This window comes from Halobacillus mangrovi (assembly GCF_002097535.1).
Classification (GTDB): domain Bacteria; phylum Bacillota; class Bacilli; order Bacillales; family Halobacillaceae; genus Halobacillus; species Halobacillus mangrovi_A.
In genome coordinates this window covers 2,158,408-2,181,241 of sequence record NZ_CP020772.1, presented here as the reverse complement: position 1 = coordinate 2,181,241, position 22,834 = coordinate 2,158,408, and the positions used below count along the sequence as shown (strand labels likewise).

Here is a 22,834-nt window from a genome sequence, read left to right as displayed (position 1 = left end):
TTACAACTTAGGTAAGCTCTCACTAGGCATTGTAAACGTATGCTTTTCTTCAGGGAAACTTCCGTCTTTTACTTCCCGTACATAGCTCTTAACTGCTTCGCCTAATTGCTCATTACTGTCCATATATGATTTTACGAATTTCGGTACACGCTCTACACCATACTTGAGAATGTCATGGTAAACAAGCACCTGACCGTCACATTCTGCTCCCGCACCGATACCTATAGTAGGAATACTTAAATAGGAGGTGATTAATTCTGCCAATTGCCTGGGTACGCATTCCAGTACAATTGCCATTGCGCCTGCAGCTTCAATTTGTTTAGCCTCTTCAAGCAGCTGCTCTGCAGTCTCACGGTCTTTTCCTTGTACTTTGTATCCGCCTAGGACATTGACCGATTGTGGTGTGAGTCCGATGTGCCCAACTACTGGAATGCCCGCACCGATCAAGCGCTCCATTGTCTCTAACACTTCTCCACTGCCTTCAAGCTTAAGCGCTTGAGCACCGGTATCCTGAAATAACCGCATGGCATTCTTCAATGAATCTTCCATTGAGATATGATAAGACATGAATGGCATGTCTACGACTTTGAACGTCTCCGGCGCTCCTCTCGTAACAGCCTTTCCGTGATGAATCATATCTTCTGTCGTTACTGGAATTGTAGAATCGTATCCAAGAACAGTCATACCAAGACTATCTCCAACAAGAATCATATCCGCCCCTGCTTCCTCTGCCATTTTAGCAGAAGGATAGTCATAAGCGGTGATCATTGCAATCTTTTTATTTTCCTCTTTCATTTTCGACAGATTGTGTTTATTAAGCATGGTATCCTCCTTCTCCCCAATGGATCTCTGCTGAATACAACTTCTCTTCATGACCACCCTGGTCTTTAGCTCTCAGTGCTCCATCCGGCTCAATCCCGACAAGTGTTGCCTTCCAGGTCCGTTTCATGGTTGAAATTGTAACTTCTTCCCCAATCCGGTAGCCATAATGCTCCCATTGTCGCTTCACTTCCTTGAAACCCAAATCAACATATTGGTCGTATGTAGATTCAAACAAGCGTAGAATTTGTTGGACAGTCTCATGAATATTCCAATCTTGACCTGACTCAATTTTCAACGATGAAGCCTTATGATGCAGATCAAAAGGAATATCCTCGATCCCCTGATTGACGTTAATGCCCATTCCTAAAACAACATATTGAATCTTGTCTTGTTCTGCCTGCATCTCTGTAAGTATGCCTGAAACTTTTTTATGATTGACTAATATATCATTAGGCCACTTAATTTGAGGGGTTATCCCCCCGTGGGCATCCATCATTTTGGCGAGAGCTGTAGCTGCCAGCAAGGTCAACTGAGGGGCTTGAAAAGGAGGGAGATTTGGGCGAAGCAATATACTCATCCATATCCCTTTGCCTTTAGGTGAATCCCAGTTTCGAGCCATTCTTCCTTTACCTTTCACCTGTTCGTCCGCAATCACGACAGTTCCGTGAGGTTTACCCTGTTTAGCCATCTGATGAACAACTTCCTGAGTGGACTCTACTTGATCAAAATGATAGAGATGCTGGCCAACCCATTTTGTGTCTAATCCCCACTGAAGAGTATTCGTACTGATTTTATCAGGAGAGGATACAATTTTGTACCCTTTCCTTTGCACAGCTTCAATTTCATATCCGTCTTTTTTTAATTCATTCATATGTTTCCAGACAGCCGTTCTAGATATATCCAAAGCCTCAGATAACTGCTGTCCTGAAATATGTCCCTCTTGCTTTTGCAATAGTTCAATTAACTGTTTGCGGGTGGATTCCATTTCGATACCCACTCCTTTATCTTTTCAAATTCATTTGGTATTTCAGATGTTACAACGGCATATTCCACCTTTTCCATCGTTTCAGATATCCACGGTCCTTTTTTTAGATCGGGATACAATAGAAGGAGATCCTTCGCCTGAAAAGCTAGGTCGTTTCTCGCTTGTATAGGAAGATGAAACTTTTCCTCCTCCATCTTCTGCAATAAGTGATCATCAATGTTGATACACGCGCGAATCAACCTGGAAAAAGATGGATATAAATAGCTAGGAAGGTTGTAGAGCAGCCATTGTGTTAATTTACTATTCCTTTCATACTCTTGCAGCCCGTTCAACAAAGCCTCCGTATTGCGTTTAGACCGGTTTGAAAGTTTCCATTCCTTCACCCATTCTTTAACGCCTGCTTCTGAGTATGCGGAAGTATAATAGGCGATCACCTCAGGCCAAGTCTGCAAACTGACATAAGGAATCGTTCTTATAAGGTCAATTTTATTTAATTGAGGCAAATAAGGCTTTAAACCTAAATCTGTAATCAATTTCAGTCCAAGTTTAAACCCTTTTCCTTTATATAATTTGATCGTTTCCTCAGCAATTCTCTCGATAGAAACATAAGATAGCAAATCAACCTGTTCTAAAATGGATAGTTTTGTCCTGCTTTCGATAGAGAAATTAAGCTGACTCGCAAAGCGGACGGCGCGCATCATACGCAGCGGATCCTCCTGGAAACGCTCTGTTGGATTGCCAACAGCATTAATTTCTTTTTTTTCAATGGCTTGACGGCCTTTATATGGATCGACGATTTCACCATGACGGTCCATCGCTATGGCGTTCATTGTAAAATCCCGCCTTGCCAAATCTTCCTTTATGTCTTTAACAAATGTGACTTCATCAGGATGGCGGTAATCTTGGTACCCTTTTTCTGTACGATAGGTTGTTACTTCATATGACTCGCCATCATACCTAACGAGAACTGTACCATGTTCGATTCCAACTGGGATGACTTTTTCAAATATTTCTTGAATACGTTTGGGCGGTTCAGACGTAGCAATATCGATATCCCCTACTTCACTTCCTGATAAATAGTCTCTTACAGAGCCCCCTACGATGAATGCTTCTCCACCTTTGCGCTCAATTTCTTCGATGATTGCAAAAGCTGATCCGAAAGTGGATTCAAACTTCGGTCCCATCACTCATCACCTGCTTATATAATTCTTCATACTGCCCCAAAATAGTAGAAGAAGCAAATTTATCTTTTACTACTTCTCTAGCTTGACTAGAAAAGTCAGTCATTGTCTTCTCATCTGTCAGTATACGAATGGCAAATGAAGCTATTTGGTCGATATTGCCCAGTTCTACAATGAAGCCAGTTTCTCCATGGTCAATGACTTCAGGAATTCCTCCAATATTTGTGCCAATACAAGGGACTCCGCAGGCCATCGCTTCTAGTAATACCAGGCCGAAGCTTTCCTTTTCCGAAAGTAACAGCTTTAGGTCAGAGATGGATAACAAGTCACTTACATTCTCCTGCTTACCAAGAAATAACACACGGTTTTCAATGCCTAATTCCTGTACTAACTGATAACAGTCTGAGTATTCTGGTCCATCACCGACTAACAACAGCTTAGAAGGGACATCATGGACGATTTTCGAAAAAGCATGAATGACATCAGGAACCCTCTTTACCTTTCTAAAGTTGGAGATATGAATGATCACTTTTTCATGTTCTTCGATACAGTAATCTTTTTTCAACTCCTGGGTCGATTTTCGGTAATATTCTCTCTCATCGACAAAATTATAGATCACTTCAATTCTTTTATTCGTATCAAGCATATCCTGAGTTTGATTAACAAGACTGTTGGAAACAGCCGTCACTTGATCTGACTGTTCGATTCCGAATTTAATCATTTGTTTCAAACTTGAGTCTATTCCTAGAACCGTAATATCCGTACCATGTAAAGTCGTAATAATTTTAACATCACGCTTACACATTTGTTTGGCTAAAATAGCGCAAATGGCATGAGGCATAGCATAGTGCACATGGAGGATATCCAATTCTTCTCGATTAATCACTTCAGCCATCTTTGCTGCTAAAGCTAAATCATACGGTGGATGTTGGAAAACCGGATAATTGCTTACTTCAACTTCATGATAATAGATGTTCGGGTAAACACGGTTCAACCGAAAAGGTACTTGTGAAGCCACAAAATGAATCTCGTGTCCTTGTTCCGCTAAAAGTTTTCCTAATTCTGTAGCGATCACTCCGGATCCACCCACCGTAGGATAGCAAGTAATTCCTATTTTAGCCATAAAACATTCACTCCTGATCTTTCTTCTTATCTTTTATCACATTCCGCCACTCAAAGTCACCTCTATCGAGTGCACGAATAAGTATCTCAGCACCTGCGAGATTCGTAGCGAGGGGAATTTGGTGAACATCACATAATCGCAGCAAAGCGCTAATATCCGGTTCATGCGGTTGAGCTGTAAGTGGATCTCTGAAAAAGATCACCATATCCATCTCATCCTCAGCAATTTTTGCACCGATTTGCTGATCCCCTCCAAGCGGACCAGATTGAAACCGATGGATAGGAAGACCTGTTGCATCAGAAATCTTTTTACCTGTCGTGCCCGTTGCAAACAACTGATGATTTTTTAGGATATTGGTGTACGCTGTAGCAAACTGAATGATTTCTTTTTTTCTTTCATCATGAGCGATTAACGCAATATTCATGTTCGTTCCCTCCCTTTCAATCAAGCAAATGTTCTAAACCATATACAAGCTGATCCAATTCCATTACTTTCTCAATAGCAAGCTTTACACCGCTCATAAAGGACTCCCTGTGGTGAGAATCATGTTTAATCGTCAAGGTCTGGCCTAGCCCTCCAAAGACAACTTCCTGATGAGCAATAAGGCCAGGCAGGCGCATGCTGTGGATTTTCATACCGTCAACATCGGCTCCTCTTGCCCCATCAATGGTTTCCTTCTCATCAGTGTGGCCCTGCTTGTGAGATTCTCTAACTTCTTGAATCAACTGAGCTGTTTTTACAGCTGTCCCAGAAGGAGCATCTAATTTTTGATCGTGATGCTTTTCAATAATTTCTACATCTGGAAAATGTTTAGCCGCCCATTTAGAGAATTGCATCATGAGCACCGCTCCTACTGCAAAATTAGGAGCAATTACGACTCCAAGTTCTTTTTTCTCAGCTAAATTTGTAATTTCCTCCATCTGTACCTCTGTAAAACCAGTCGTGCCTACTACTGGTCTAACACCATGCTCCAGTGCAAGCTTTGTATGTTTATATCCATGTTCGGGGGTCGTCAAATCAATTAGTACATCTGCTTCAAGTTCACCTAATGCTTTTTCAGCACTTGTGTAGATAAGCGCGTCCATTTTGGGCAGACCTTCTACCTCTGCTACCTTCTGTCCATCATGAATACGATCTATACACCCCACAAGCTGAAAAGCAGGTTCTTTTTCAATCATGCGAAGAGCTTCGCTCCCCATTTTACCGCGCGGTCCTGCTACGATCACTTTAATATCAGCCATTAGTCAGCCTCCCTTTCCTTTCTCGTCCAACGGTCTTTATCTCGGCTTTCGATTTTACTCATCGACTGTTCAAAAGCTTCTGCCAAATCTATATCCAACGAATTAGCAAAACAGGTTAATACGAACAGGACGTCTCCCATCTCTTCTTCAAGAGCTTTTTCTTTTTCACTATCTTTCTTTGGTTTTTCCCCATAACGATGGTTGATTTCTCTAGCCATTTCGCCGACTTCTTCCGTCAATCTCGCTTGAAGACTTAAAGGAGAAAAGTACCCTTCTTTAAATTGTGATATGTAATCATCCACACGTTTCTGGATTTCTTTTGTAGAATAGTTCAAACTGAGTCACCTCTTCTATCATTCTTATGTATCTCTCTAAATGTTAGCCAAAAGGGGGACATTTGACAAATTTTTTAGTTTAAAACATTTGATTGTCGTTTAAAGGCAAGTTCTCTATAATATGAAGCGTGTCACATATTACGGAGGTGAGAGAATGAAGTTCTTTGGACTGCGAATCAAAAATATTGTTTTTATTTTAATTGGGGCCGCAATCTTTTCTTTTGGTCTTGTCCACTTTAACATTCAGAACGAATTGGGTGAAGGCGGCTTTACTGGAATTACTTTGCTTCTTTTGTACTTATTCAACTGGGACCCTGCACTTATGAATATTGTTCTTAATATACCAGTTTTAATCGTTGGATGGAAAATACTAGGCAGGAATACTTTCCTATATTCACTAATCGGAATTGTTGCTGTGTCAGTCTTTATCCGTCTATCCCAGAAATACATGGTAGAAATCGATTTAGCTGATGATTTAACCCTTGCCTCACTTTTTGCCGGCGTGTTTATAGGAGTAGGTTTAGGGATCATCTTTAGATATGGCGGTACCACGGGCGGCGTTGACATTATCGCACGTCTAATCAACAAATATTTAGGCTGGAGTATGGGACGAGCCATGTTCATGTTCGATGCTCTTGTCATTTTCGTGTCCATCATCACTTATCTTAACTCAATTAAAGGAATGTACACGCTCGTAGCTGTATTTGTAGGGGCTAGAGTCATTGATTTCATACAGGAAGGTGCCTATGCTGCGAGAGGCACTACGATTATTTCAGAAAAAAGTGAAGAAATATCTCGAAAAGTCCTTCAGGAAATGGATCGAGGAGTGACCGTATTGGAAGGTCGAGGCTCTTTCTCTGGAGAGAAGCGAGATGTCCTTTACTGCGTGATTGGAAAGAATGAAATAGTTCGTTTGAAAACGATTATCGACAGCATTGATCCTCATGCATTTGTTGCAGTTAGTCATGTCCACGATGTCATGGGAGAAGGGTTTACTTTGGATGAAAACAAAAATCCTTTAGAAGATTAAATTATTCAAGAAAGAGATTTTCATCAAGTACTTTTTTAAATTGAGTTTTTCTAACTCTCCTAATTCTTTTCGCCATCGAGCTTCCTTTAGCCTGTATTTCAATGAACCTATTTAATAATAGTTTAGAAAACACAGAAAACCCCTGATCAAAAGGATCAGGGGTTTTTAAATTAGGTTTATTCTTCGCTCATTCCTGTAAACATAAGAATGAAACGAAGTAATTCAGCTACAGCTACAAGAGCAGCAGCTACATACGTCATCGCCGCAGCGTTGAGAACTTTCTTTGTCTGGCGTTCTTCATCATTACGAATAATGCCTGTGGAAACCAGCTGACTCATAGCACGGTTCGAAGCGTCGAACTCAACAGGAAGAGTGACTAACTGGAATAGTACGGCAGCAGAGAAGAAAATGATACCGACAAGAGCCAGATTTGCCATTCCCATTAAGAAACCAGCTATAATCAAAATGAACGAAATATTGGAACCAAAGCTTGCTACAGGTACTAGTGCACTACGAAAGCGCAAAAATGCGTAGTCTTGAGCATCTTGAATGGCATGACCTACCTCGTGTGCTGCAACTGCTGCACCTGCCGCAGAGCGTCCGTGGAAGTTGTCAGAAGATAATCGGACAACTTTCGAACGTGGATCATAATGGTCAGAAAGTTTGCCACGCACCTCTTCAACAGCAACATTGTATAATCCGTTATCATCTAATATTTTTCTTGCAACTTCTGCTCCAGACATGGATGAAGAAGTTGACACTTTCGAATATTTTTTATACGTGCTCTTAACTTTTGATTGAGCCCAGAAAGGGATAATCAAAATCAGTGCAAAGTATATGAGAAACTCCATGTTTCATTCCTCCGTCTTGGTTGTATTGACTACTTAGGTCAATTTTAGTCAAACTCAGTGAAAAAATCAACTATTTTCACTTTTTCGTGAAAGTACCGCCGCTTTGTGCCCTTTAAATTTACGAATAGAAACATAAGACAGGGTCAAGATTATTGTACCTCCTATGGTGAGGACCGTCCACAATAAAGCATCTAATGTAGGAGTTTTAGAATTCTTTATAAGGTCGTCAATTTGCAGAAAAGCGGTGTCTCGGGCTTCAACCGTATCATTTGAGTTTAAACTCGTTATGGAAACAGTAATCTTTTCAATTTCAGCTCCGGGATAGAACACCTGAACGGTTGGTGCAAGAACATCCCATTGTTGAGCAATATCATCTACTGGCATAAAAACATTCTGTAAATCCTGTCTAATTTCACTTAAAGCTTGTTCGGTGAATAAAGTTGGGTCTTCATCGGTAACCGCACTCATAAACATAACTAAACGTCCAGCATCTTTTTTAAAGTCATGACTATTATTTGTAGCCAGCGGTTCTACTAATATATGCCACATTGATCTTTCTTCATCAGAAAGTGTCTCAACATATTGTTCCATTTGAGGAAGGCGGTTATGCAGCATTCGCTCGGCAAGCTCATATTTTTCATCAGAGATTAAATATTGAAATTGAAGAATGAATGTATCCCACTCTTGTGAAGCACGAATTTCCATTTTGCCATGATGATTGATCGGCGTAAGCGCGAACAAAACGGAACAGAGGATCATCAGTATAGCCCGTCCCATTCCACTTCTCCCCTCTCGTAAAATGTCTTACAGAGAGTCTATGAGAGAAACAGCAAGATTAGACCGCATGCCGAGTCTTTTTGGTAAGGAAATACGCAATCCCGATACTAAAAATACTAAGCCAGAACGTAAAATAGCCAATCACATCCATATACTGTACGATTGCAGGGTAAACAGGCATCTGTCCAAATACATAATCAATGACATCATTGTGAAGCGTCCAGACAGCTGCAACAACAATATGTTTAAGGCGTACAGCGTAATAAGGGGCGTACAACAAACCTTGAATGGCCATTGCTCCATGGGAAATCACCAGCATGTATCCTGTCCAAGGAAGACTGCCGTATTCCATAAAGGTTAATCCATTCATAACCACCGCCCAGACACCATACTTAAATAAAGTAATGATCGCCAAAGCTTCTACATATGGAGCATTCTTCCTAAAAATAAAAAAGGCAAGAAAAATAGTGAAGAATAGACTGGCTGTAGGACTGTCAGGTACAAAAATAAGGAAAATCGGTTCAGTATTAGACAGCTGGGATTCATACCAAATATAACCGTAAATCGTGCCAAAAAGGTTAATAAAAAATAGTAAAATCAAAAATGCCTGATTCGTAAGTATGTAGGAAATCATACTTCTCATCCTGTGTTCCTCCTATGTAAAAGACAAGCCGCGCTCAATGAGCACGGCCTCTTATCTTTCTTATGATATTTTACTCTTCAGAGCCTGATTCTTGACCAGATTCAGAACCCTCGTCAGAACCGGAACCTTCGTCGGAGCCTTCTCCAGACTCAGAGCCCTCACCGGAGCTAGAGCCTTCTCCGGATTCAGCCCCCTCTCCAGAACCTTCTCCTTCAGAAGATCCACCTTCTTCAGAACCACCCTCAGAAGAACCTCCTTCACTTCCTTCACCAGAACCTGCGTTCTTAATGAATTCAGCAAGCTGTTGAAGTTCTTCGTCAGAGCCACCGAATACACCTGCTGGCATCTGGCCGATACCATTCACAGCAATGTCTTTAATCTCTTCAACAGATTTTTCAGTCCCCATTAGGGCTGGATAACTTCCTTGTCCTTGAAGTGAATCACCATGACAGCTTAAACAGTTAGCCTCGTATATTGCATAACCAGGGGCGTCCTTGTTTATTTCTGATTCTACCGCTTCAATATTTACACCATATTTTTCAGCACGATGCGCATAATCAGCATGTTGTACAGATTCATACGTTAACCAGAAAGTTGCAATAAATCCTAGAAGCATTAGTCCTACAGCGATTGGACGCTTATGTGGTCGACGCTCTGGTCCACGGTCCAAAAATGGAGCAAGCATTAAAGCTCCAAAAGCTAGTCCTGGCATTACAATCGCACCTAGTACGATAAATTCTCCACCAGCAAACTCATATTTTAGAAATTGGTATAAGAATAAGAAATACCAGTCAGGCAATGGAATGTATCCGGCGTTTGTCGGGTCAGCCTGTTGCTCAAGCGGTGATGGGTGAGCAGCAGTCAGAATTAAGAAACCGATCAAAAACACAGATCCTACTAGCCATTCTTTTAACAAGAAGTTCGGCCAGAAGGCTTCTGTACGACCCGGATATTCCGAATAGTCTTTTGGTAAATTGGCTTTTTGTTCAGCGGTGACACGTGAATCACCAACGAACTTCATCCCTTTTCCCCTATGCACAGCTTTCCCTCCTTTTTTACTTACAGTTTTTATAGTGGGCCAGAAATACCTTGTTTACGGATTAAGATAAAGTGGAACGCCATTAATCCAAACAATGCAGCCGGCAAGAAGAATACGTGTATCGCAAAGAATCGTGTGAGCGTTTGCGCTCCTACGATTGATGGATCACCTGCAAGCAATGTACGTATTTCATCACCAATTAGTGGAGTTGCTGCGGCAATTTCCAGACCAACTTGTGTGGCGAAATATGCCTTGTTATCCCATGGCAGCAGATATCCTGTGAAACCAAGTCCTAACATAACAAAGAACAACAATACTCCAATTACCCAGTTCAATTCACGTGGTTTCTTGTATGCGCCTTGGAAGAATACCCGCAATGTATGTAGAAATAACATCACGATAACGAGACTTGCGCCCCAGTGGTGCATCCCACGCACGATCTGGCCGTATGCTACCTCTCTTTGTAAATAATAAACAGATTTCCAGGCATTCTCGATATCTGGCACATAATACATCGTTAAGAACATACCGGATAAAATTTGGATGACCGTTATAAAGAAGGTCAATCCGCCGAAACAATAAACAAAAGCTGAAAAGTGGTGAGCTGGGTTGACATGCTCAGGCACCTCGTGATCGGCGATATCACGCCATAAAGGGGTAATATCTACACGCTCGTCCACCCAGTCATAAATTCTTTGCAGCATGAACTACGCCCCCTTTCTAGATTGTGCATCTCCAAGATAAAGCATGCCATCTTTTACTTCGTGTTTGTACATAGGCAGTGGTGCTGTAGGTGGTGTCCCTGGTACGTTCACACCATCTTTCGTATAGCGTCCACCATGGCATGGGCAGTAGAATTGGTTAGGGTATTCCTCATTAGAACCCCAGTCTACTGTACAGCCCAGGTGAGTACAAATTGGTGAAAGTGCAACAATGTCGCCATTTTCATCTTTGTACACCCATGCCGTTTTCTGAACTTCTGATTCATACCAGGCATCGACCTGATCAATCGTCCATTCGACACGTGTTGGTTCGTTCGTAATTTCATCAACTGAAACAACAGATTTCATATCGCCGCCCTCTTGTTTTTGCAAGACAGGGTCGATTGCGAATCGAACCATCGGAGCAAGCATTCCAGCAGCCATGAAACCGCCTACACCAGTCAGTGTGTAGTTTAAAAATTGACGACGGGATACTCGTTTTTTATCACTCATTCTTTTCCCCCCTCTATGCTGTAATCCATGCGACATGGATTGTTTACACACAGTTTACTAGGACATTACCATGATAGCGCAATCTTACAGCCCGGTCAATAAATTATCGGACCTTGTCATAACTTTTCAGATCACCAGAAGGCCTGAATGAATTCACTGATTTGATGGGCCTGTTCCTTTACAAAAGATTGTGTTTCTGTTGACTGTATATTGCCGGACATCATTCCTGGGACCCAGAGTAATTGTCCTGTTAATTCTTTCTCATGCTTCTTCCATTTTGGATCAAAAGTAAACAGGAAAATATGTTGAAAAGGCTGCTTGTTGAATTGCTCTATCCATCTGTTGAGTCTCTCAACCTCTTGCTCTAACTGTCCATGTAAGTAATAGTATTCAGGCGACAAAAACACCCTTCCCCTATACTCTTTCTCTACAAGTTGTGTAAAAATTTGGTTGAGTTCCCTCTGAAAAGCGTGTTTGGGCATTTGGCTGTCATCAGCTGGATCGAAAGGGATCAAAGGTATAATGACAGTATCGATGTACTCTTTTTCTGGTAAGTATTGTGTAGTATCTGTCTTAATCCAACGCATGATGCATACATTCCTTTCTTTAATTAATTTTCATTGTACTAAAATTTTAAAAAAATAAAAATCAGGAAACATCCAAAGATGTCCCTGATTTTCAAAAAATGATTTAGACGTACGCTTTTAATTCGTGTTTCAGCTTATTAAGCGCCTCGCATAAGTCTTTAAATTCTTCCCGCTTGCCGTGAATGAGAGCTTCATCAATCTTATATTCTATCTGCCTTTGCCTATGCTTTAACAAGCTTACAGATAAGAGACGGTCCGCTTCGTTTTTATCACGTTCATTCAAATAATAATCTTTCGGTAGGTAGGGGTTCTCTTCTAAAACCAGAGCATACTTAGAACATTGCTGAGCATTATCGAAATTCATTTGGATATAAACAGGTTCATCTTGATTCATACGGAGATCGTGAAAAGATTTCTCTGCATCATTTGTCATAACTTGACCTTTGTAGAAACGGAAAGGAGGATCAGACACACCTTGAGCACTGATTTCCATACCCCGAGGGCAAAATTTAACCTCTTGAACAAAATGCACGCTCGATAATAACGTTTCATGATTCATCAAATAATTAAGAATCCACACACTTTCCCTTTTCTTTAATTGATAATGATTCAAGAACCAGCGGACAAAATCCTTTTTCTCATTGACAGAAATAGGTGTTTGCATATGCGCCCCTCCTGCGCCCTTATTAATCGTTTTGTTCCTTAAGCCTCTCTACAAAATCCTCAATTTCTATGTCGGCAGGGTCTATTGATAAATATTCTCTAAAGACTTGTTGGGCTTCTTTCATTCGCCCTTCCTCAACTAGGAAATAACCGTATGATTTTAAGAAGTCTGTGTCTTCCTTCAAAGAAGGATAAGCTTGTTTGTATTGTTCATAGGCTTCTTTAAATTTTTCTTCTTCCTCATAAGCTTGAGCTAGTTCCCAAAGATAATTCGGGTCCTCTTCACCTAGGGATATCAGCTGATTGATCAGTTCAATGATCGCCTCATAATCCTCATCACTTTTATAATTTTCAATTAAGAATAAGACAGCTTCTTTATAACCTGGATCCAGAGCCACGGCTTCCCGCATTAGTCTGTATCCTTCCTCTTTGTTTCCCTGTCTATGTGAAAGGGTGGCTGCGAGGTGATAAAGCTCCTTATTGAATTCATCTTTCTCCAGACCCTTTTTCGCCATTTGCAAAGCTTCTTTTGGCATCCCCTCAGAATCGTAAGCTTGCGCTAAGTGAGGATAGACGGATTGGAAATAAGGGTCTTTCTCCATCAGCTCTTCCCAGACCTTAATGGCAATATCATTCCGATTGGCTTGAAAAGCAACAAACCCGTAGCGGAACATGACATCTGGATTATCTTCTTCAACCTTTTGGAAATAATCTAGAGATTTTTCAAACTCTCCATTCGCTGCATATGCCTCAGCCAGTCTTGTAGCTACTTCAATATCGCCTATGACCGGCTGGTGGTGCATGGCGTTCTCATAATACGGAACACTCTTCATGTATTCCCCATTTGAAAACGCCAACTCCCCTAGAGCAAAATCAATAATCGCTGAATTAGGTTCTACTTGTTTAGCTGTAAGCAGCTTTTGTTCCGCCACTTCATAAAGGCCTTGTGCCTGATAAAGGTCTGCCAGCTGTACAAGTGCCTGCAAATAGTCCTCATCTTCCGGGCCAAACTGATTTAATAACTCAATCGCTTCATCGTCTTCATCCAAATCGATATGGATTTCTGCCATCATCACTTTCAATTCTTGTTCTTTTGGATAGCGCTGAATTAATTCTTGAAGAACCATTTTAGCTTCTTCAAGCATCCCCCATTGAATATATAGCTCCGCAATGGTAAAGCGCTCCTCCTCATCTGCTTCTGGTAGATACGTTGTAAGAGTGTTGATTGCCTCTTCCGTCTTATGCTCTTCCATAAGACGGACTGCTTTTTGTATTTCCTCCATGATGACATCCTTTCTTACTACACAAAATGCTTGTGGATTTTCACTTTTAAGTGTGAACCTGGATCATAGTTGACAACCTTTTGATTAACCTGTTTGATCTTACCATTCATAACCGTTACTTTCGGAACAGAATTATGATATCGGAAATTCCTTTGTTCATCAAACGTAGTGCCTTCATCAATCAAATATAAGTTGTAGTCAGCTTGACCACCAGGCTGAAAACCTCCCTTTGAAGGAAAGATTCCACTATCCCTCAAGTTCTGTGCAGTTACCATTTCATCGTCCTGTATATCTGTTAACCCTATGATACCATACTGTTTGCGAAGTGAAGACCACATTTCCAGGTAATTATTTGACTTGTTTTTTTGATCTTTGACGATTAGTGTGAATGGAATACGCTTATGAGATTGAGCCTGAACCAGCCATTCCCACTTAACTTCTGCTAGCTCGTCTTGAGAATTCACAACTACACATAAAAAGGGACAACCTCTTCGAGAGAAATAGCGCACCATTTCCGGTTTTACTGCCATTGCTTTTATTACAGGTATAACCATAAAGTCGATTGGCAGTCCATCTAATCTCTCCAGAAAAGTGTCATATAGCTCTCGGAAGTGGCGTATGCTAGTCACTAGGTGTTGAATCAATAACAAGGTGCATCCTCTTTTTATGTATTCCTCAGCTTCACTAATAGGTGAGTCAGAAGTCTCTAGAGAAACGTTTAAGTCGACCATAATGTGACCTGTTGATACATAGAATCCGTTTGTATTCATTTGCCAGTATGAACCTGATCCTACTCGATCCCTAACAAACTTCTCTTCACAGACCGTCCACTCCTCACAAGTTGAACTATTGTTCCTGAACCAATAAGCTCCCATACGATAGTAACCTCCAATAGGCTTTTTATATCGTATGAGAGCTTTCATAAAACTATGAAGTTTATTTACTTTCTGATTTTATCTAAATGAGAAAAAAAGGATGGATAGGAAATATTAATACATTCTTTTCCTACAATGATAACAGAGGTTTCACTGATTAAGGATGCTATGGCTCCCATCATTCCAATTCTGTGATCTCCCTGTGAGTCCACAGTGCCGCCATTTAAGGTTCCCCCTCCATGAATGACAAGACCGTCTTCACGTGCCTCCACATTGGCTCCAATCCGATTTAGGTTGTCAACAACTGCAGAAATGCGATCTGTCTCCTTGTACCTCAGCTCTTCTGCATCTTTTATAACGGTCGTTCCTTCTGCTTGGGTAGCCGCAAGGGCAATTATCGGGATCTCGTCTATTACGTTAGGAATCATTTCGCCTTCTATTGTAGCGCCTGTTAAAGTACTTGACTTAATATGGACGTCCCCTACAGGTTCTTTCCCTACATAGGAGTGGATATCTGTTTCAATGGAAGCTCCCATGGCTTTCATTACATGAATTATTCCATCACGAGTATGGTTTAAGCCTACATTCTTTAATGTCAACTCACTTCCAGGCGTCACAGCGGCTGCAACTATGAAGAAAGCTGCTGAAGAAATATCTCCCGGCACGTGGACATCAGAAGCTCTCAACCTCTGCCCCCCTTTAATGGTAATGGTTGATCCCTTAACGGTTAAATCTACACCGAATTGAGGGAGCAGCATTTCTGTATGATTTCTTGTTTGACCTAACTCAGTTACTGAAGTTTCTCCTTCAGCAAACAATCCAGCTAACAATAGTGAGGATTTCACCTGTGCACTTCTAACTTTAAGGTTATGGTCTTTCCCCCGCAAGGTTGTGCCATCAAAAGACAAAGGCAATAATGAAGCTTTTTTACGGCCAGAAATAGCAGCCCCCATCTCTCTAAGCGGCACAACGACACGATCCATAGGACGTTTTGACAATGAGTCGTCACCATAAGCTACAGTAAAAAGCGGCAATCCTGCAAGTACACCACTCATAAGCCGTGCTGTTGTTCCGGAATTACCAAAATTGATAGGAGCGAGCGGCTCGTTAAGGTTATCCACCCCATTTCCATGAATAACCAATTCATCCTCATCCTGTTCAATTTCAACGCCTAAACTTCTGAAAGCATCAACCGTTCTTAAACAGTCTTCTCCCGTCAAAAAGTTGGTAATCTTTGATGTACCCTCAGCCAATGATGCAAAGATCACAGAACGGTGAGAAATTGATTTATCACCAGGAACTTCAAGTGTCCCACTTAAGCCACCCTTTGAAGGTTCTATTTCAATTACAGCCACTTTCTTCACCCCTTACTGTTGTAACATCACTTCATATTGATGCTTTTCTAGCAGCTTTTTGCTACCGACTTGGTCTTCACTTGTAGCAAAACTGATTCGTAAAACACCGGTAATTCCTTCTCGAATCTCTAGAATTTGTATGTTTTTAATGCTGATATTCTCATCTGCAAGTAAACCTATGACATCATGAATCGCACCTGGCTGGTCATGAATGTCAACATAGATATCATAGAAAGATGGAATCGCACCCTTTTCACGCACAGGTAAACCATCTCTATACTGTTTTGCTTCTACTAAATACTGATAGGTTTGCTCGCTTTCTTGTTCTTGCAAAAAGTTTCTTACTGTCTGCATTTCATCAATCCAGTCATCCAGCATTGATATAAGCAGTGTACGATTTTGAAAAAAGATATCCTGCCAGAGCTTCGGATTACTAGATGCAATTCTTGTAATATCTTTAAACCCGCCTGCTGCTAAATGTTCAATATAGGGGTGAGTTTTTTGCCATTCTCTAGCCTGGTGAACTAAAGACGATGCAATTAAATGTGGAAAATGGGAAATGACTGCGGTCATTTCGTCATGTTCACTTGTTGTAAACGTTAAAAACCTGGCCCCTGTTTTTGAAAATAATTGCTTCAGTCTCTCTGCTTCCGCTTCTGTCGCATGGATCGAAGGCGTCAAAACGTAGATTGCGTTTTCGAATAAATGCGGTTTAGCAGCTGTGTATCCTTGCTTATGGGATCCAGCCATAGGGTGCCCTCCCACGAAAGAAAGCCGCGGGTGTGTAAGCTTATTTGCTGCTTCCAGCACTTTATTTTTAACTGAGGACACATCCGTTACCAGCAACGGTTTTGAAAGGTCTACATCCTCCAGCTGGTTAAGAAATTCGATGGTGATGGATATTGGTGTCGCAAGGATTAAAATATCCGCTTCCTTTACGGCTTTCGAAAAACTTTTAGAAGCTTGGTGAATGACCCCTTGTTTCAAAGCCATGTTCATCGTTTCTTCATCCTTATCCATCCCGATGACAAATACATCTTCTTTTTCTGATACGTTCATGGCTAATGAACCGCCTATTAAGCCAAGCCCGACGATTAAAACCGTTTCTTTCATTACCTAGCACCTGAATTCAACTTGATCTTCATTTCCTCCTGGATGCGCTGCATATCCTCTTTTTTACCGACAGTCAGTCTAATAGAATTTGGGAGGCCAAGCGCTTCTCCAGAACGAACAATAAATCCCTTAGAAAGAAGGTATTCGAACATTTCATCTCCGCTCATAGGTAAATGGATGAGTAAAAAGTTCGCTTGAGAATCAAAGTAAGTCAACCCTTGTTCTTCGCAAAATTCCATTAATGCCTTCTTGTTGTTTATATTTTCTTCAAAAGATTTTTCTATGAAATCCTGATCATCTAAAGCCAAAATCGCAGCCGCTTGAGCTACTGTAGAAGTATTAAAAGGTTCTCTTGCTGGTTCTAATAACTGAATCAAATTATTTTGTGCAACACCATATCCGATCCTTAGTCCAGCCAATCCGTAAGCTTTCGAGAATGTGCGCAATACCATTAGATTTGAATATTGATCTATAACAGAGAGTGAATCAAAAAAGTCATCTGCTTCTACATACTCAAAATAAGCTTCATCCAGAACAACTAGTACATGGTCGGGTACGCGGTCAAGAACAGACTTTAAGGTAGTTTCATTTATATGGACACCAGTCGGATTGTTGGGTGTACAGATCCATAGCACTCTAGTTTCAGAATCGATCTGCGAAAGCATTTCCTCTAAATCATGATGACCTTCCACAAGAGGAACTTCTCTAACCTCTGCTCCCTCAATCAACGCATTATGACGATATTGAGGAAAAGTTGGAGTCGCCATTATCGTATTAGATCCAGGCTCCAAAAAGGTGCGGCAAATGATCTGCACCACTTCATCTGATCCATTTCCGAAAATAAGCTGCTCCTCATCCACACTTATAAATTCTGCTACCTTCTTTCTTATTGCAGCCGCATAGCCATCAGGATAGATTTCCAGCTTGGAGATTAACTTTGGTAATTCCTCTTTTACTTTGGGAGAGAATCCATTTGGGTTTTCATTAGAAGCAAGTTTTACAATCCGTTCTAACCCGAATTCTTTTTTAACCTCTTCTATTCCCTTCCCAGGCTTGTATGGTTTCATCGTTTTTAGAATATCTTTCGCTTTCATCTGGAAAAACTCCTCTCAACGCTTTAAATCTGGTCTCAACTGTCTAGCTTCATAATGATAGATATGCTTTACTTCTTTTTGCTCTTTGTCTGTATTCACAGTAACCATCACTCGAATACATAATGGTAGACTTCCGGGCACAGGAATTTCTGTCATACACATAACTGGAACATATGTCCAACCCTCCAACTCACGTAGGGATTTTGCAGGAAATGTGTCATTAATGTCTCCTGTCACTGTAAAAAATACAGACGCCACATCATCAGGTTTAATATCATTTTCCTTCACCATCTCTTGTAATAAATCTACAGACCGGGAAATGATTTCTTTAGCTTCGTTGTTTTCAACTGTGGTTGCCCCTCTAATTCCACGTATCATGTAAGAATCACCTCTTCAAAAAAACGTTTCAGTTCTTCTTTCAGTTCTCCCTCTGAAACTGGCATGACACACGGAGACCCGATATTCGTCAACAAAACATAATGAATGTTTTGTTGAACAGCTTTTTTATCCCATTTCATTCTTTCAACTAATAATTCGGGCTTGAGGTCTTGTAATTTTTGAACAGGATACTTGTTTTCCTTCATCCAATTTACATAATCAATCACCGGTAAATTAGAAGTGAGTTTACTTCTGCTCAGTTGCAGAGTAAAAGAAATTCCTATCGCGACAGCCTCTCCATGGGTAATCTTTCCATACCCAAGCTCTGCTTCTATTGCATGAGCCAAAGTATGGCCTAGATTTAAGTGTCTTCTTAAGCCTTGTTCCTTCTCATCTTTTTCTACAATATCCGCTTTGACACGAATTCCTCTCGTGAGGTCTGATGTCAACTGGTCTGTCGTTAAAGAAGGCAAAGATAACTGAAATAATTCGTTTGTCCATTCTTCATCGCATAACAGGGCGTGTTTAATCACCTCTCCATAACCTGAACGAATTTCTTCCTCCGACAATGTCGACAGAGTTTCCGTATCGTAGATAACCATCACAGGATTATAAAAACTACCGATCATATTTTTCCCTTTTTTATGATTGATGGCAACCTTTCCTCCTACACTGCTGTCATGCGCAAGAATTGTCGTAGGCATTTGGATGAAATCGATCCCTCTCAGGTAGGTAGAAGCTACAAAGCCCGCTAAATCACCAACCATCCCGCCTCCTAGTGCAATAATTAAAGACTTCCGGTCAAGTTGAGCATCAATACAATCATCAAGTAACTTTTCGTATTGAGCCATGCTTTTGGAGGACTCCCCAGATGGAATAATTGAAGTATGGACTTTGTGGTTTTCCTTTAGGCTTTGAACAACGTCTTCCAAATAAAACTGAGCAACTTTATCATCTGAAATGATAAGAATAGATCGATAAGACTCATCAATGTAGTTAGCCAATTCTCGCCGTGCGCCCGCTTTTAATATGACTTCGTAATCATGAGTACTTGATTGGATCATTAAAGATGTCATTTAAAATTCCCTAACTTCCTGCCGATAATCATCAACGGCTCTTTTCAGACGAGGGAAATAGTCAGCGGGAAATTCATCCGTAATAGCCTTTGCAAGTTCAAAAGCTACAATGTGTTCCATAACTACGGAAGCTGCAGGAACGGCACAAGAATCAGAACGTTCAATACTAGCGTTAAAAGGCTCTTTTGTATCAATGTCTACACTTTGCAACGGCTTATACAGCGTTGGTATAGGCTTCATTACGCCTTTTACAACGATAGGCATCCCTGTTGTCATTCCGCCTTCAAAACCACCCAGACGATTCGTACGGCGATAGTAGCCCCGTTCTTCACTCCATAGTATTTCATCGTGAACCTGACTGCCGTTTCTTCTTGCTGCTTCAAATCCAATTCCGAATTCAACACCTTTAAAAGCGTTGATGCTCATTACACTGCCTGCGATCTTCGCATCGAGCTTCCGGTCATATTGAACATAGGACCCGATCCCTGGAGGCATACCCTCTACATAAACCTCACAGACACCTCCAATAGAATCGCCTTCTTTTTTCGCAACATCGATTGCTTTCATCATTTTCTCAGCAGCATCCTCATCAAATGTCCTGACTGGAGAGGCTTCAGAAATTTCTCTCCGCTCCCTTAAAGAAAGATTCTCATCTACATCACTAACAATTCCAGCTATCTCTCTTACGTAGCCTGAAACCTCTATACCTAATTCACTTAATAACACCTTCGCTACTGCACCAGCCCCAACACGAGCAGCTGTCTCTCTTGCAGAAGAACGTTCAAGTACATTTCTCATGTCGCGGTGCCCGTATTTCATGCCTCCGTTTAAATCTGCATGCCCTGGTCGTGGTTTAGTTACAGTACGACGGATATCCTTAGTTTCCTCAGGAAGAGGGTCTTCTCCCATGATATCGGTCCAATGCTTAAAATCATCATTATGTACGACTAACGTGATTGGTGAACCCAATGTATAACCGTGACGTACACCACTCGTGATTTCAACAAGATCTTTTTCTATTTGCATACGTTTTCCGCGCCCGTATCCACCTTGACGACGGATCAACGATTCGTTGATTTGCTCTCTTAATAAAGGGAGATGTGATGGTACTCCTTCAATGATGGTTGTTAATTGTTTACCATGTGATTCGCCAGCGGTTAAATAACGCATGAACAAAGTCCTCCTATCAGATGTATAAAAACTGAAAGTATTCTCAGCAATAAATTTTACGTATTACTATATCACAAGGAATTATATTTGTGTTCTTTAAATATTCAATTTTTTAAAAAGTTTAAAGATCCATGTGTTTAATTCCCTATTATCATAAAGCAACTACTTCAATCCTACTTTTATAAAGGGTGTAAAACCCATTATTGTTAATGTTGCATAAGTAATCATCATTCATAAATAAATAAATTTTTTTAGGCACCTTACTTTCAATGGTACTTTAACGCGGTGAAGATGTAAATAGTTCTATAAAAACTAGGAAAAAATAGAAGGTAGAATCTAGCAAAAATTATCAAGATAAACCGATTCACTTATGGACTCGAGCGCTAGGCAGGAGATGGATATAGCCTCACCCCCCATAAAGTTATCCATACACAAATTTCTTAGACAATGAAAAAACCGCCTGGAACTCAGGCGGTTTTACTTGATTAATAAACCCAGCTTAGATTATCTTTCTCATAATCGGATTGTTCGCTTTGGTCAAAGAAGAGATTAATTTCCTTTTCAGCGCTTTCTGGTGAATCTGAACCATGAATGACGTTTTTACCAACTGTGACACCGAAGTCTCCTCGGATCGTTCCAGGAGCTGCATCTTGAGGTTTCGTAGTTCCCATCATTTTACGGGCAGTGGCAATAACCTCTTCCCCTTCCCATACCATGGCGAATACAGGACCAGATGTGATGAAATCCACAAGCTCTCCAAAGAAAGGCTTATCTTTATGTTCACCGTAGTGCTTTTCAGCAAGTGATTGAGGAATCACCATAAGCTTAGCGCCAACTAACTTGAAACCTTTCTTTTCAAATCTAGATACAATCTCCCCAATTAAATTACGCTGTACTCCGTCAGGCTTAACCATTAAAAAAGTCTTTTCCATGTGATACACCTCATTTTATGTATTAGATTGAAAGCGCTTTTAATAAGTGCCATAAAAAGTCTATCAAATAATGTAAGGGATAGCAATAGAGTTATGCCCTTCTTTTCCCTATATACTTTGCGATCCCTTTCAACGTTTGTTTTGCGCGATTAGCTGGCAGTTTAGAAAGGGAGTTATAAGCTTTAGCCAGGTACCTGTCACTCACCTCTAACGACTTTTCTATAGATCCATTAGCCTTTATTTGTTGAATAACCGGTTGAAGATCTTCAGCATTCAAGTCTTCACCCTTGGCGAAAAGCTCCTCTAACTGTTGTCTGAAGCCTTCATCCTCCATTGAATAGAGAACGGGCAAAGTGATATTCCCCTGGAGCAAGTCACTGCCTGCAGGTTTTCCTAATTCTTGTTCTGAAGCCGTAAAGTCTAGTACGTCATCGATAATTTGATAAGACATTCCAACATAGTAGCCATATTGGTACAAGGCGGTTTCTTCTTCTTGTTTAACATCTGCTGCGATTGCACCAAGCCGGCAGCTTGCTGCAATCAACAACGCTGTTTTCCGCTTAATACGACGTAAGTATGTTCGGAGATTTTGTTTACTATTATATTTATCTCTTATCTGTTCGATTTCGCCAAGACACAATTCAACCATAGTTTTTGCAAGGATTTGATGAGCTCTAGGATTCTCCAATGCTGATAAATTCTCAAGGGATCGAGCAAAAATATAGTCTCCAGTGTACATGGCAATCCTATTATCCCAGCGGGACTTAATTGTAGGCTCGCCGCGCCTTAGTTCTGCTTCATCAATAACGTCATCGTGTACGAGAGAAGCTGTATGTATAAGTTCTAGAGAAACCGCGACTGCTTTCATTTTTTCAATATCATAATTACCGAATTTTCCTGCCAACAAGACAAAAACCGGACGGATTCTTTTCCCACCCGCCTGCAGCAGTTGACTTGACGCCTCTCTTAACACTGGATTATCCGACTGAATTGTTTCGTTAACAGCTGATTCAATTGTAGTCAAATCCTGTTTTAAAAAAGAATATATCATCGCTAATTTCATTTAT

At 40.8% G+C, this 22,834-nt stretch carries 25 protein-coding genes and 1 pseudogene; 1 reads left to right on the top strand and 25 read right to left on the bottom strand.

Features of this window, described 5'->3' with window-relative positions; genetic code table 11:
- From panB to HM131_RS10635, 7 genes are read right to left on the bottom strand one after another with little or no spacing between them, the layout of a single operon-like run.
- Positions 1-822, bottom strand: coding sequence for a 3-methyl-2-oxobutanoate hydroxymethyltransferase (gene panB / locus HM131_RS10665; protein WP_085029745.1), 822 nt, complete (start codon positions 820-822; stop codon positions 1-3).
- Positions 815-1,807 carry a biotin--[acetyl-CoA-carboxylase] ligase gene (locus HM131_RS10660; RefSeq protein ID WP_085029744.1) on the bottom strand — a complete coding sequence of 331 codons (993 nt, stop codon included), beginning with the start codon at positions 1,805-1,807 and terminating at the stop codon, positions 815-817. The genes panB and HM131_RS10660 overlap by 8 nt, the downstream gene beginning before the upstream one ends.
- Positions 1,783-2,991 carry a CCA tRNA nucleotidyltransferase gene (locus tag HM131_RS10655; RefSeq protein WP_085029743.1) on the bottom strand — a complete coding sequence of 403 codons (1,209 nt, stop codon included), beginning with the start codon at positions 2,989-2,991 and terminating at the stop codon, positions 1,783-1,785. Before HM131_RS10655 ends, HM131_RS10660 begins: the two co-directional genes overlap by 25 nt.
- Positions 2,975-4,111, bottom strand: a complete 1,137-nt coding sequence (gene bshA, locus HM131_RS10650) for an N-acetyl-alpha-D-glucosaminyl L-malate synthase BshA (protein ID WP_085029742.1) — start codon at positions 4,109-4,111, stop codon at positions 2,975-2,977. Before bshA ends, HM131_RS10655 begins: the two co-directional genes overlap by 17 nt.
- Positions 4,112-4,118: 7 nt before the next feature.
- Positions 4,119-4,535, bottom strand: a complete 417-nt coding sequence (locus HM131_RS10645) for a methylglyoxal synthase (protein WP_085029741.1) — start codon at positions 4,533-4,535, stop codon at positions 4,119-4,121.
- A gap of 16 nt (positions 4,536-4,551) precedes the next feature.
- On the bottom strand, positions 4,552-5,352 hold the full coding sequence (gene dapB / locus HM131_RS10640) for a 4-hydroxy-tetrahydrodipicolinate reductase (RefSeq protein WP_085029740.1): 801 nt from the start codon (positions 5,350-5,352) through the stop codon (positions 4,552-4,554).
- Positions 5,352-5,687 carry a nucleotide pyrophosphohydrolase gene (locus tag HM131_RS10635; RefSeq protein ID WP_085029739.1) on the bottom strand — a complete coding sequence of 112 codons (336 nt, stop codon included), beginning with the start codon at positions 5,685-5,687 and terminating at the stop codon, positions 5,352-5,354. The genes dapB and HM131_RS10635 overlap by 1 nt, the downstream gene beginning before the upstream one ends.
- A 154-nt stretch (positions 5,688-5,841) precedes the next feature.
- On the opposite strand from HM131_RS10635, the gene HM131_RS10630 reads away from it, so the two are divergent.
- Entirely contained in the window at positions 5,842-6,717 is an 876-nt protein-coding gene (locus HM131_RS10630; protein ID WP_085029738.1) for a YitT family protein, read from the top strand.
- A 176-nt stretch (positions 6,718-6,893) separates the two neighbouring features.
- Here the strand turns inward: HM131_RS10630 and HM131_RS10625 are convergent, their stop codons facing one another.
- From HM131_RS10625 to hepT, 18 genes and pseudogenes are all read right to left on the bottom strand, one after another.
- A complete protein-coding gene (locus HM131_RS10625) occupies positions 6,894-7,568 on the bottom strand; it encodes a zinc metallopeptidase (RefSeq protein WP_085029737.1) in 675 nt (224 codons plus the stop codon).
- 66 nt (positions 7,569-7,634) lie between these two features.
- Entirely contained in the window at positions 7,635-8,345 is a 711-nt protein-coding gene (locus HM131_RS10620) for a sporulation protein YpjB (RefSeq protein ID WP_085029736.1), read from the bottom strand.
- A gap of 58 nt (positions 8,346-8,403) precedes the next feature.
- Positions 8,404-8,979, bottom strand: a complete 576-nt coding sequence (gene lhaT, locus HM131_RS10615) for a lipoprotein heptaprenylglyceryl N-acetyltransferase LhaT (protein WP_085031938.1) — start codon at positions 8,977-8,979, stop codon at positions 8,404-8,406.
- 295 nt (positions 8,980-9,274) lie between these two features.
- Positions 9,275-10,027, bottom strand: a pseudogene (locus HM131_RS10610) (c-type cytochrome); the annotation flags it as partial.
- 29 nt (positions 10,028-10,056) lie between these two features.
- Positions 10,057-10,731: a menaquinol-cytochrome c reductase cytochrome b subunit gene (gene qcrB / locus HM131_RS10605; RefSeq protein ID WP_085029734.1), complete on the bottom strand. Its 675-nt coding sequence runs from the start codon at positions 10,729-10,731 to the stop codon at positions 10,057-10,059.
- Between the two features lie 3 nt (positions 10,732-10,734).
- Positions 10,735-11,241 (bottom strand): QcrA and Rieske domain-containing protein, encoded by a 507-nt coding sequence (locus tag HM131_RS10600; protein ID WP_085029733.1) that lies wholly within the window; start codon positions 11,239-11,241, stop codon positions 10,735-10,737.
- A 131-nt stretch (positions 11,242-11,372) separates the two neighbouring features.
- Positions 11,373-11,828: a YpiF family protein gene (locus HM131_RS10595; RefSeq protein WP_085029732.1), complete on the bottom strand. Its 456-nt coding sequence runs from the start codon at positions 11,826-11,828 to the stop codon at positions 11,373-11,375.
- A gap of 103 nt (positions 11,829-11,931) precedes the next feature.
- Positions 11,932-12,492 carry a ReoY family proteolytic degradation factor gene (locus tag HM131_RS10590; protein ID WP_085029731.1) on the bottom strand — a complete coding sequence of 187 codons (561 nt, stop codon included), beginning with the start codon at positions 12,490-12,492 and terminating at the stop codon, positions 11,932-11,934.
- Between the two features lie 22 nt (positions 12,493-12,514).
- The gene (locus HM131_RS10585) at positions 12,515-13,774 is read right to left on the bottom strand and encodes a tetratricopeptide repeat protein (RefSeq protein WP_085029730.1); all 1,260 of its coding nucleotides are present in this window, start codon (positions 13,772-13,774) and stop codon (positions 12,515-12,517) included.
- Between the two features lie 17 nt (positions 13,775-13,791).
- Positions 13,792-14,649, bottom strand: a complete 858-nt coding sequence (locus HM131_RS10580) for a hypothetical protein (protein ID WP_085029729.1) — start codon at positions 14,647-14,649, stop codon at positions 13,792-13,794.
- 65 nt (positions 14,650-14,714) lie between these two features.
- Complete coding sequence (gene aroA / locus HM131_RS10575) at positions 14,715-16,004, bottom strand: 3-phosphoshikimate 1-carboxyvinyltransferase (RefSeq protein ID WP_085029728.1); 1,290 nt, start codon at positions 16,002-16,004, stop codon at positions 14,715-14,717.
- 12 nt (positions 16,005-16,016) lie between these two features.
- Positions 16,017-17,117 carry a prephenate dehydrogenase gene (locus HM131_RS10570; RefSeq protein ID WP_085029727.1) on the bottom strand — a complete coding sequence of 367 codons (1,101 nt, stop codon included), beginning with the start codon at positions 17,115-17,117 and terminating at the stop codon, positions 16,017-16,019.
- Entirely contained in the window at positions 17,117-18,211 is a 1,095-nt protein-coding gene (gene hisC / locus HM131_RS10565; RefSeq protein WP_085029726.1) for a histidinol-phosphate transaminase, read from the bottom strand. Before hisC ends, HM131_RS10570 begins: the two co-directional genes overlap by 1 nt.
- Positions 18,212-18,226: 15 nt before the next feature.
- Positions 18,227-18,589, bottom strand: coding sequence for a chorismate mutase (gene aroH, locus HM131_RS10560; protein ID WP_085029725.1), 363 nt, complete (start codon positions 18,587-18,589; stop codon positions 18,227-18,229).
- Positions 18,586-19,665, bottom strand: a complete 1,080-nt coding sequence (gene aroB / locus HM131_RS10555; RefSeq protein WP_085029724.1) for a 3-dehydroquinate synthase — start codon at positions 19,663-19,665, stop codon at positions 18,586-18,588. The genes aroH and aroB overlap by 4 nt, the downstream gene beginning before the upstream one ends.
- Complete coding sequence (aroC, locus tag HM131_RS10550) at positions 19,666-20,835, bottom strand: chorismate synthase (RefSeq protein WP_085029723.1); 1,170 nt, start codon at positions 20,833-20,835, stop codon at positions 19,666-19,668.
- A 485-nt stretch (positions 20,836-21,320) separates the two neighbouring features.
- Positions 21,321-21,767, bottom strand: a complete 447-nt coding sequence (gene ndk / locus HM131_RS10545) for a nucleoside-diphosphate kinase (RefSeq protein WP_085029722.1) — start codon at positions 21,765-21,767, stop codon at positions 21,321-21,323.
- Between the two features lie 91 nt (positions 21,768-21,858).
- Positions 21,859-22,830, bottom strand: coding sequence for a heptaprenyl diphosphate synthase component II (gene hepT, locus HM131_RS10540; protein ID WP_085029721.1), 972 nt, complete (start codon positions 22,828-22,830; stop codon positions 21,859-21,861).
- Between the last annotated feature and the right edge of the window lie 4 nt (positions 22,831-22,834).

What these genes read in the sequence shown, in the direction of transcription:
- HM131_RS10645 (WP_085029741.1), bottom strand. Translation starts at nt 4,535, where the DNA reads ATGAATATTGCGTTAATCGCTCATGATGAAAGAAAAAAAGAAATCATT.
- HM131_RS10620 (WP_085029736.1), bottom strand. Translation starts at nt 8,345, where the DNA reads ATGGGACGGGCTATACTGATGATCCTCTGTTCCGTTTTGTTCGCGCTT.
- HM131_RS10655 (WP_085029743.1), bottom strand. Translation starts at nt 2,991, where the DNA reads ATGGGACCGAAGTTTGAATCCACTTTCGGATCAGCTTTTGCAATCATC.
- ndk (WP_085029722.1), bottom strand. Translation starts at nt 21,767, where the DNA reads ATGGAAAAGACTTTTTTAATGGTTAAGCCTGACGGAGTACAGCGTAAT.
- aroC (WP_085029723.1), bottom strand. Translation starts at nt 20,835, where the DNA reads ATGCGTTATTTAACCGCTGGCGAATCACATGGTAAACAATTAACAACC.
- HM131_RS10630 (WP_085029738.1), top strand. Translation starts at nt 5,842, where the DNA reads ATGAAGTTCTTTGGACTGCGAATCAAAAATATTGTTTTTATTTTAATT.
- HM131_RS10660 (WP_085029744.1), bottom strand. Translation starts at nt 1,807, where the DNA reads ATGGAATCCACCCGCAAACAGTTAATTGAACTATTGCAAAAGCAAGAG.
- hisC (WP_085029726.1), bottom strand. Translation starts at nt 18,211, where the DNA reads ATGAAAGCGAAAGATATTCTAAAAACGATGAAACCATACAAGCCTGGG.
- HM131_RS10580 (WP_085029729.1), bottom strand. Translation starts at nt 14,649, where the DNA reads ATGGGAGCTTATTGGTTCAGGAACAATAGTTCAACTTGTGAGGAGTGG.
- HM131_RS10590 (WP_085029731.1), bottom strand. Translation starts at nt 12,492, where the DNA reads ATGCAAACACCTATTTCTGTCAATGAGAAAAAGGATTTTGTCCGCTGG.
- aroB (WP_085029724.1), bottom strand. Translation starts at nt 19,665, where the DNA reads ATGACATCTTTAATGATCCAATCAAGTACTCATGATTACGAAGTCATA.
- HM131_RS10625 (WP_085029737.1), bottom strand. Translation starts at nt 7,568, where the DNA reads ATGGAGTTTCTCATATACTTTGCACTGATTTTGATTATCCCTTTCTGG.
- hepT (WP_085029721.1), bottom strand. Translation starts at nt 22,830, where the DNA reads ATGAAATTAGCGATGATATATTCTTTTTTAAAACAGGATTTGACTACA.
- dapB (WP_085029740.1), bottom strand. Translation starts at nt 5,352, where the DNA reads ATGGCTGATATTAAAGTGATCGTAGCAGGACCGCGCGGTAAAATGGGG.
- aroH (WP_085029725.1), bottom strand. Translation starts at nt 18,589, where the DNA reads ATGATACGTGGAATTAGAGGGGCAACCACAGTTGAAAACAACGAAGCT.
- bshA (WP_085029742.1), bottom strand. Translation starts at nt 4,111, where the DNA reads ATGGCTAAAATAGGAATTACTTGCTATCCTACGGTGGGTGGATCCGGA.
- HM131_RS10595 (WP_085029732.1), bottom strand. Translation starts at nt 11,828, where the DNA reads ATGCGTTGGATTAAGACAGATACTACACAATACTTACCAGAAAAAGAG.
- qcrB (WP_085029734.1), bottom strand. Translation starts at nt 10,731, where the DNA reads ATGCTGCAAAGAATTTATGACTGGGTGGACGAGCGTGTAGATATTACC.
- lhaT (WP_085031938.1), bottom strand. Translation starts at nt 8,979, where the DNA reads ATGATTTCCTACATACTTACGAATCAGGCATTTTTGATTTTACTATTT.
- panB (WP_085029745.1), bottom strand. Translation starts at nt 822, where the DNA reads ATGCTTAATAAACACAATCTGTCGAAAATGAAAGAGGAAAATAAAAAG.
- HM131_RS10600 (WP_085029733.1), bottom strand. Translation starts at nt 11,241, where the DNA reads ATGAGTGATAAAAAACGAGTATCCCGTCGTCAATTTTTAAACTACACA.
- HM131_RS10570 (WP_085029727.1), bottom strand. Translation starts at nt 17,117, where the DNA reads ATGAAAGAAACGGTTTTAATCGTCGGGCTTGGCTTAATAGGCGGTTCA.
- HM131_RS10585 (WP_085029730.1), bottom strand. Translation starts at nt 13,774, where the DNA reads ATGGAGGAAATACAAAAAGCAGTCCGTCTTATGGAAGAGCATAAGACG.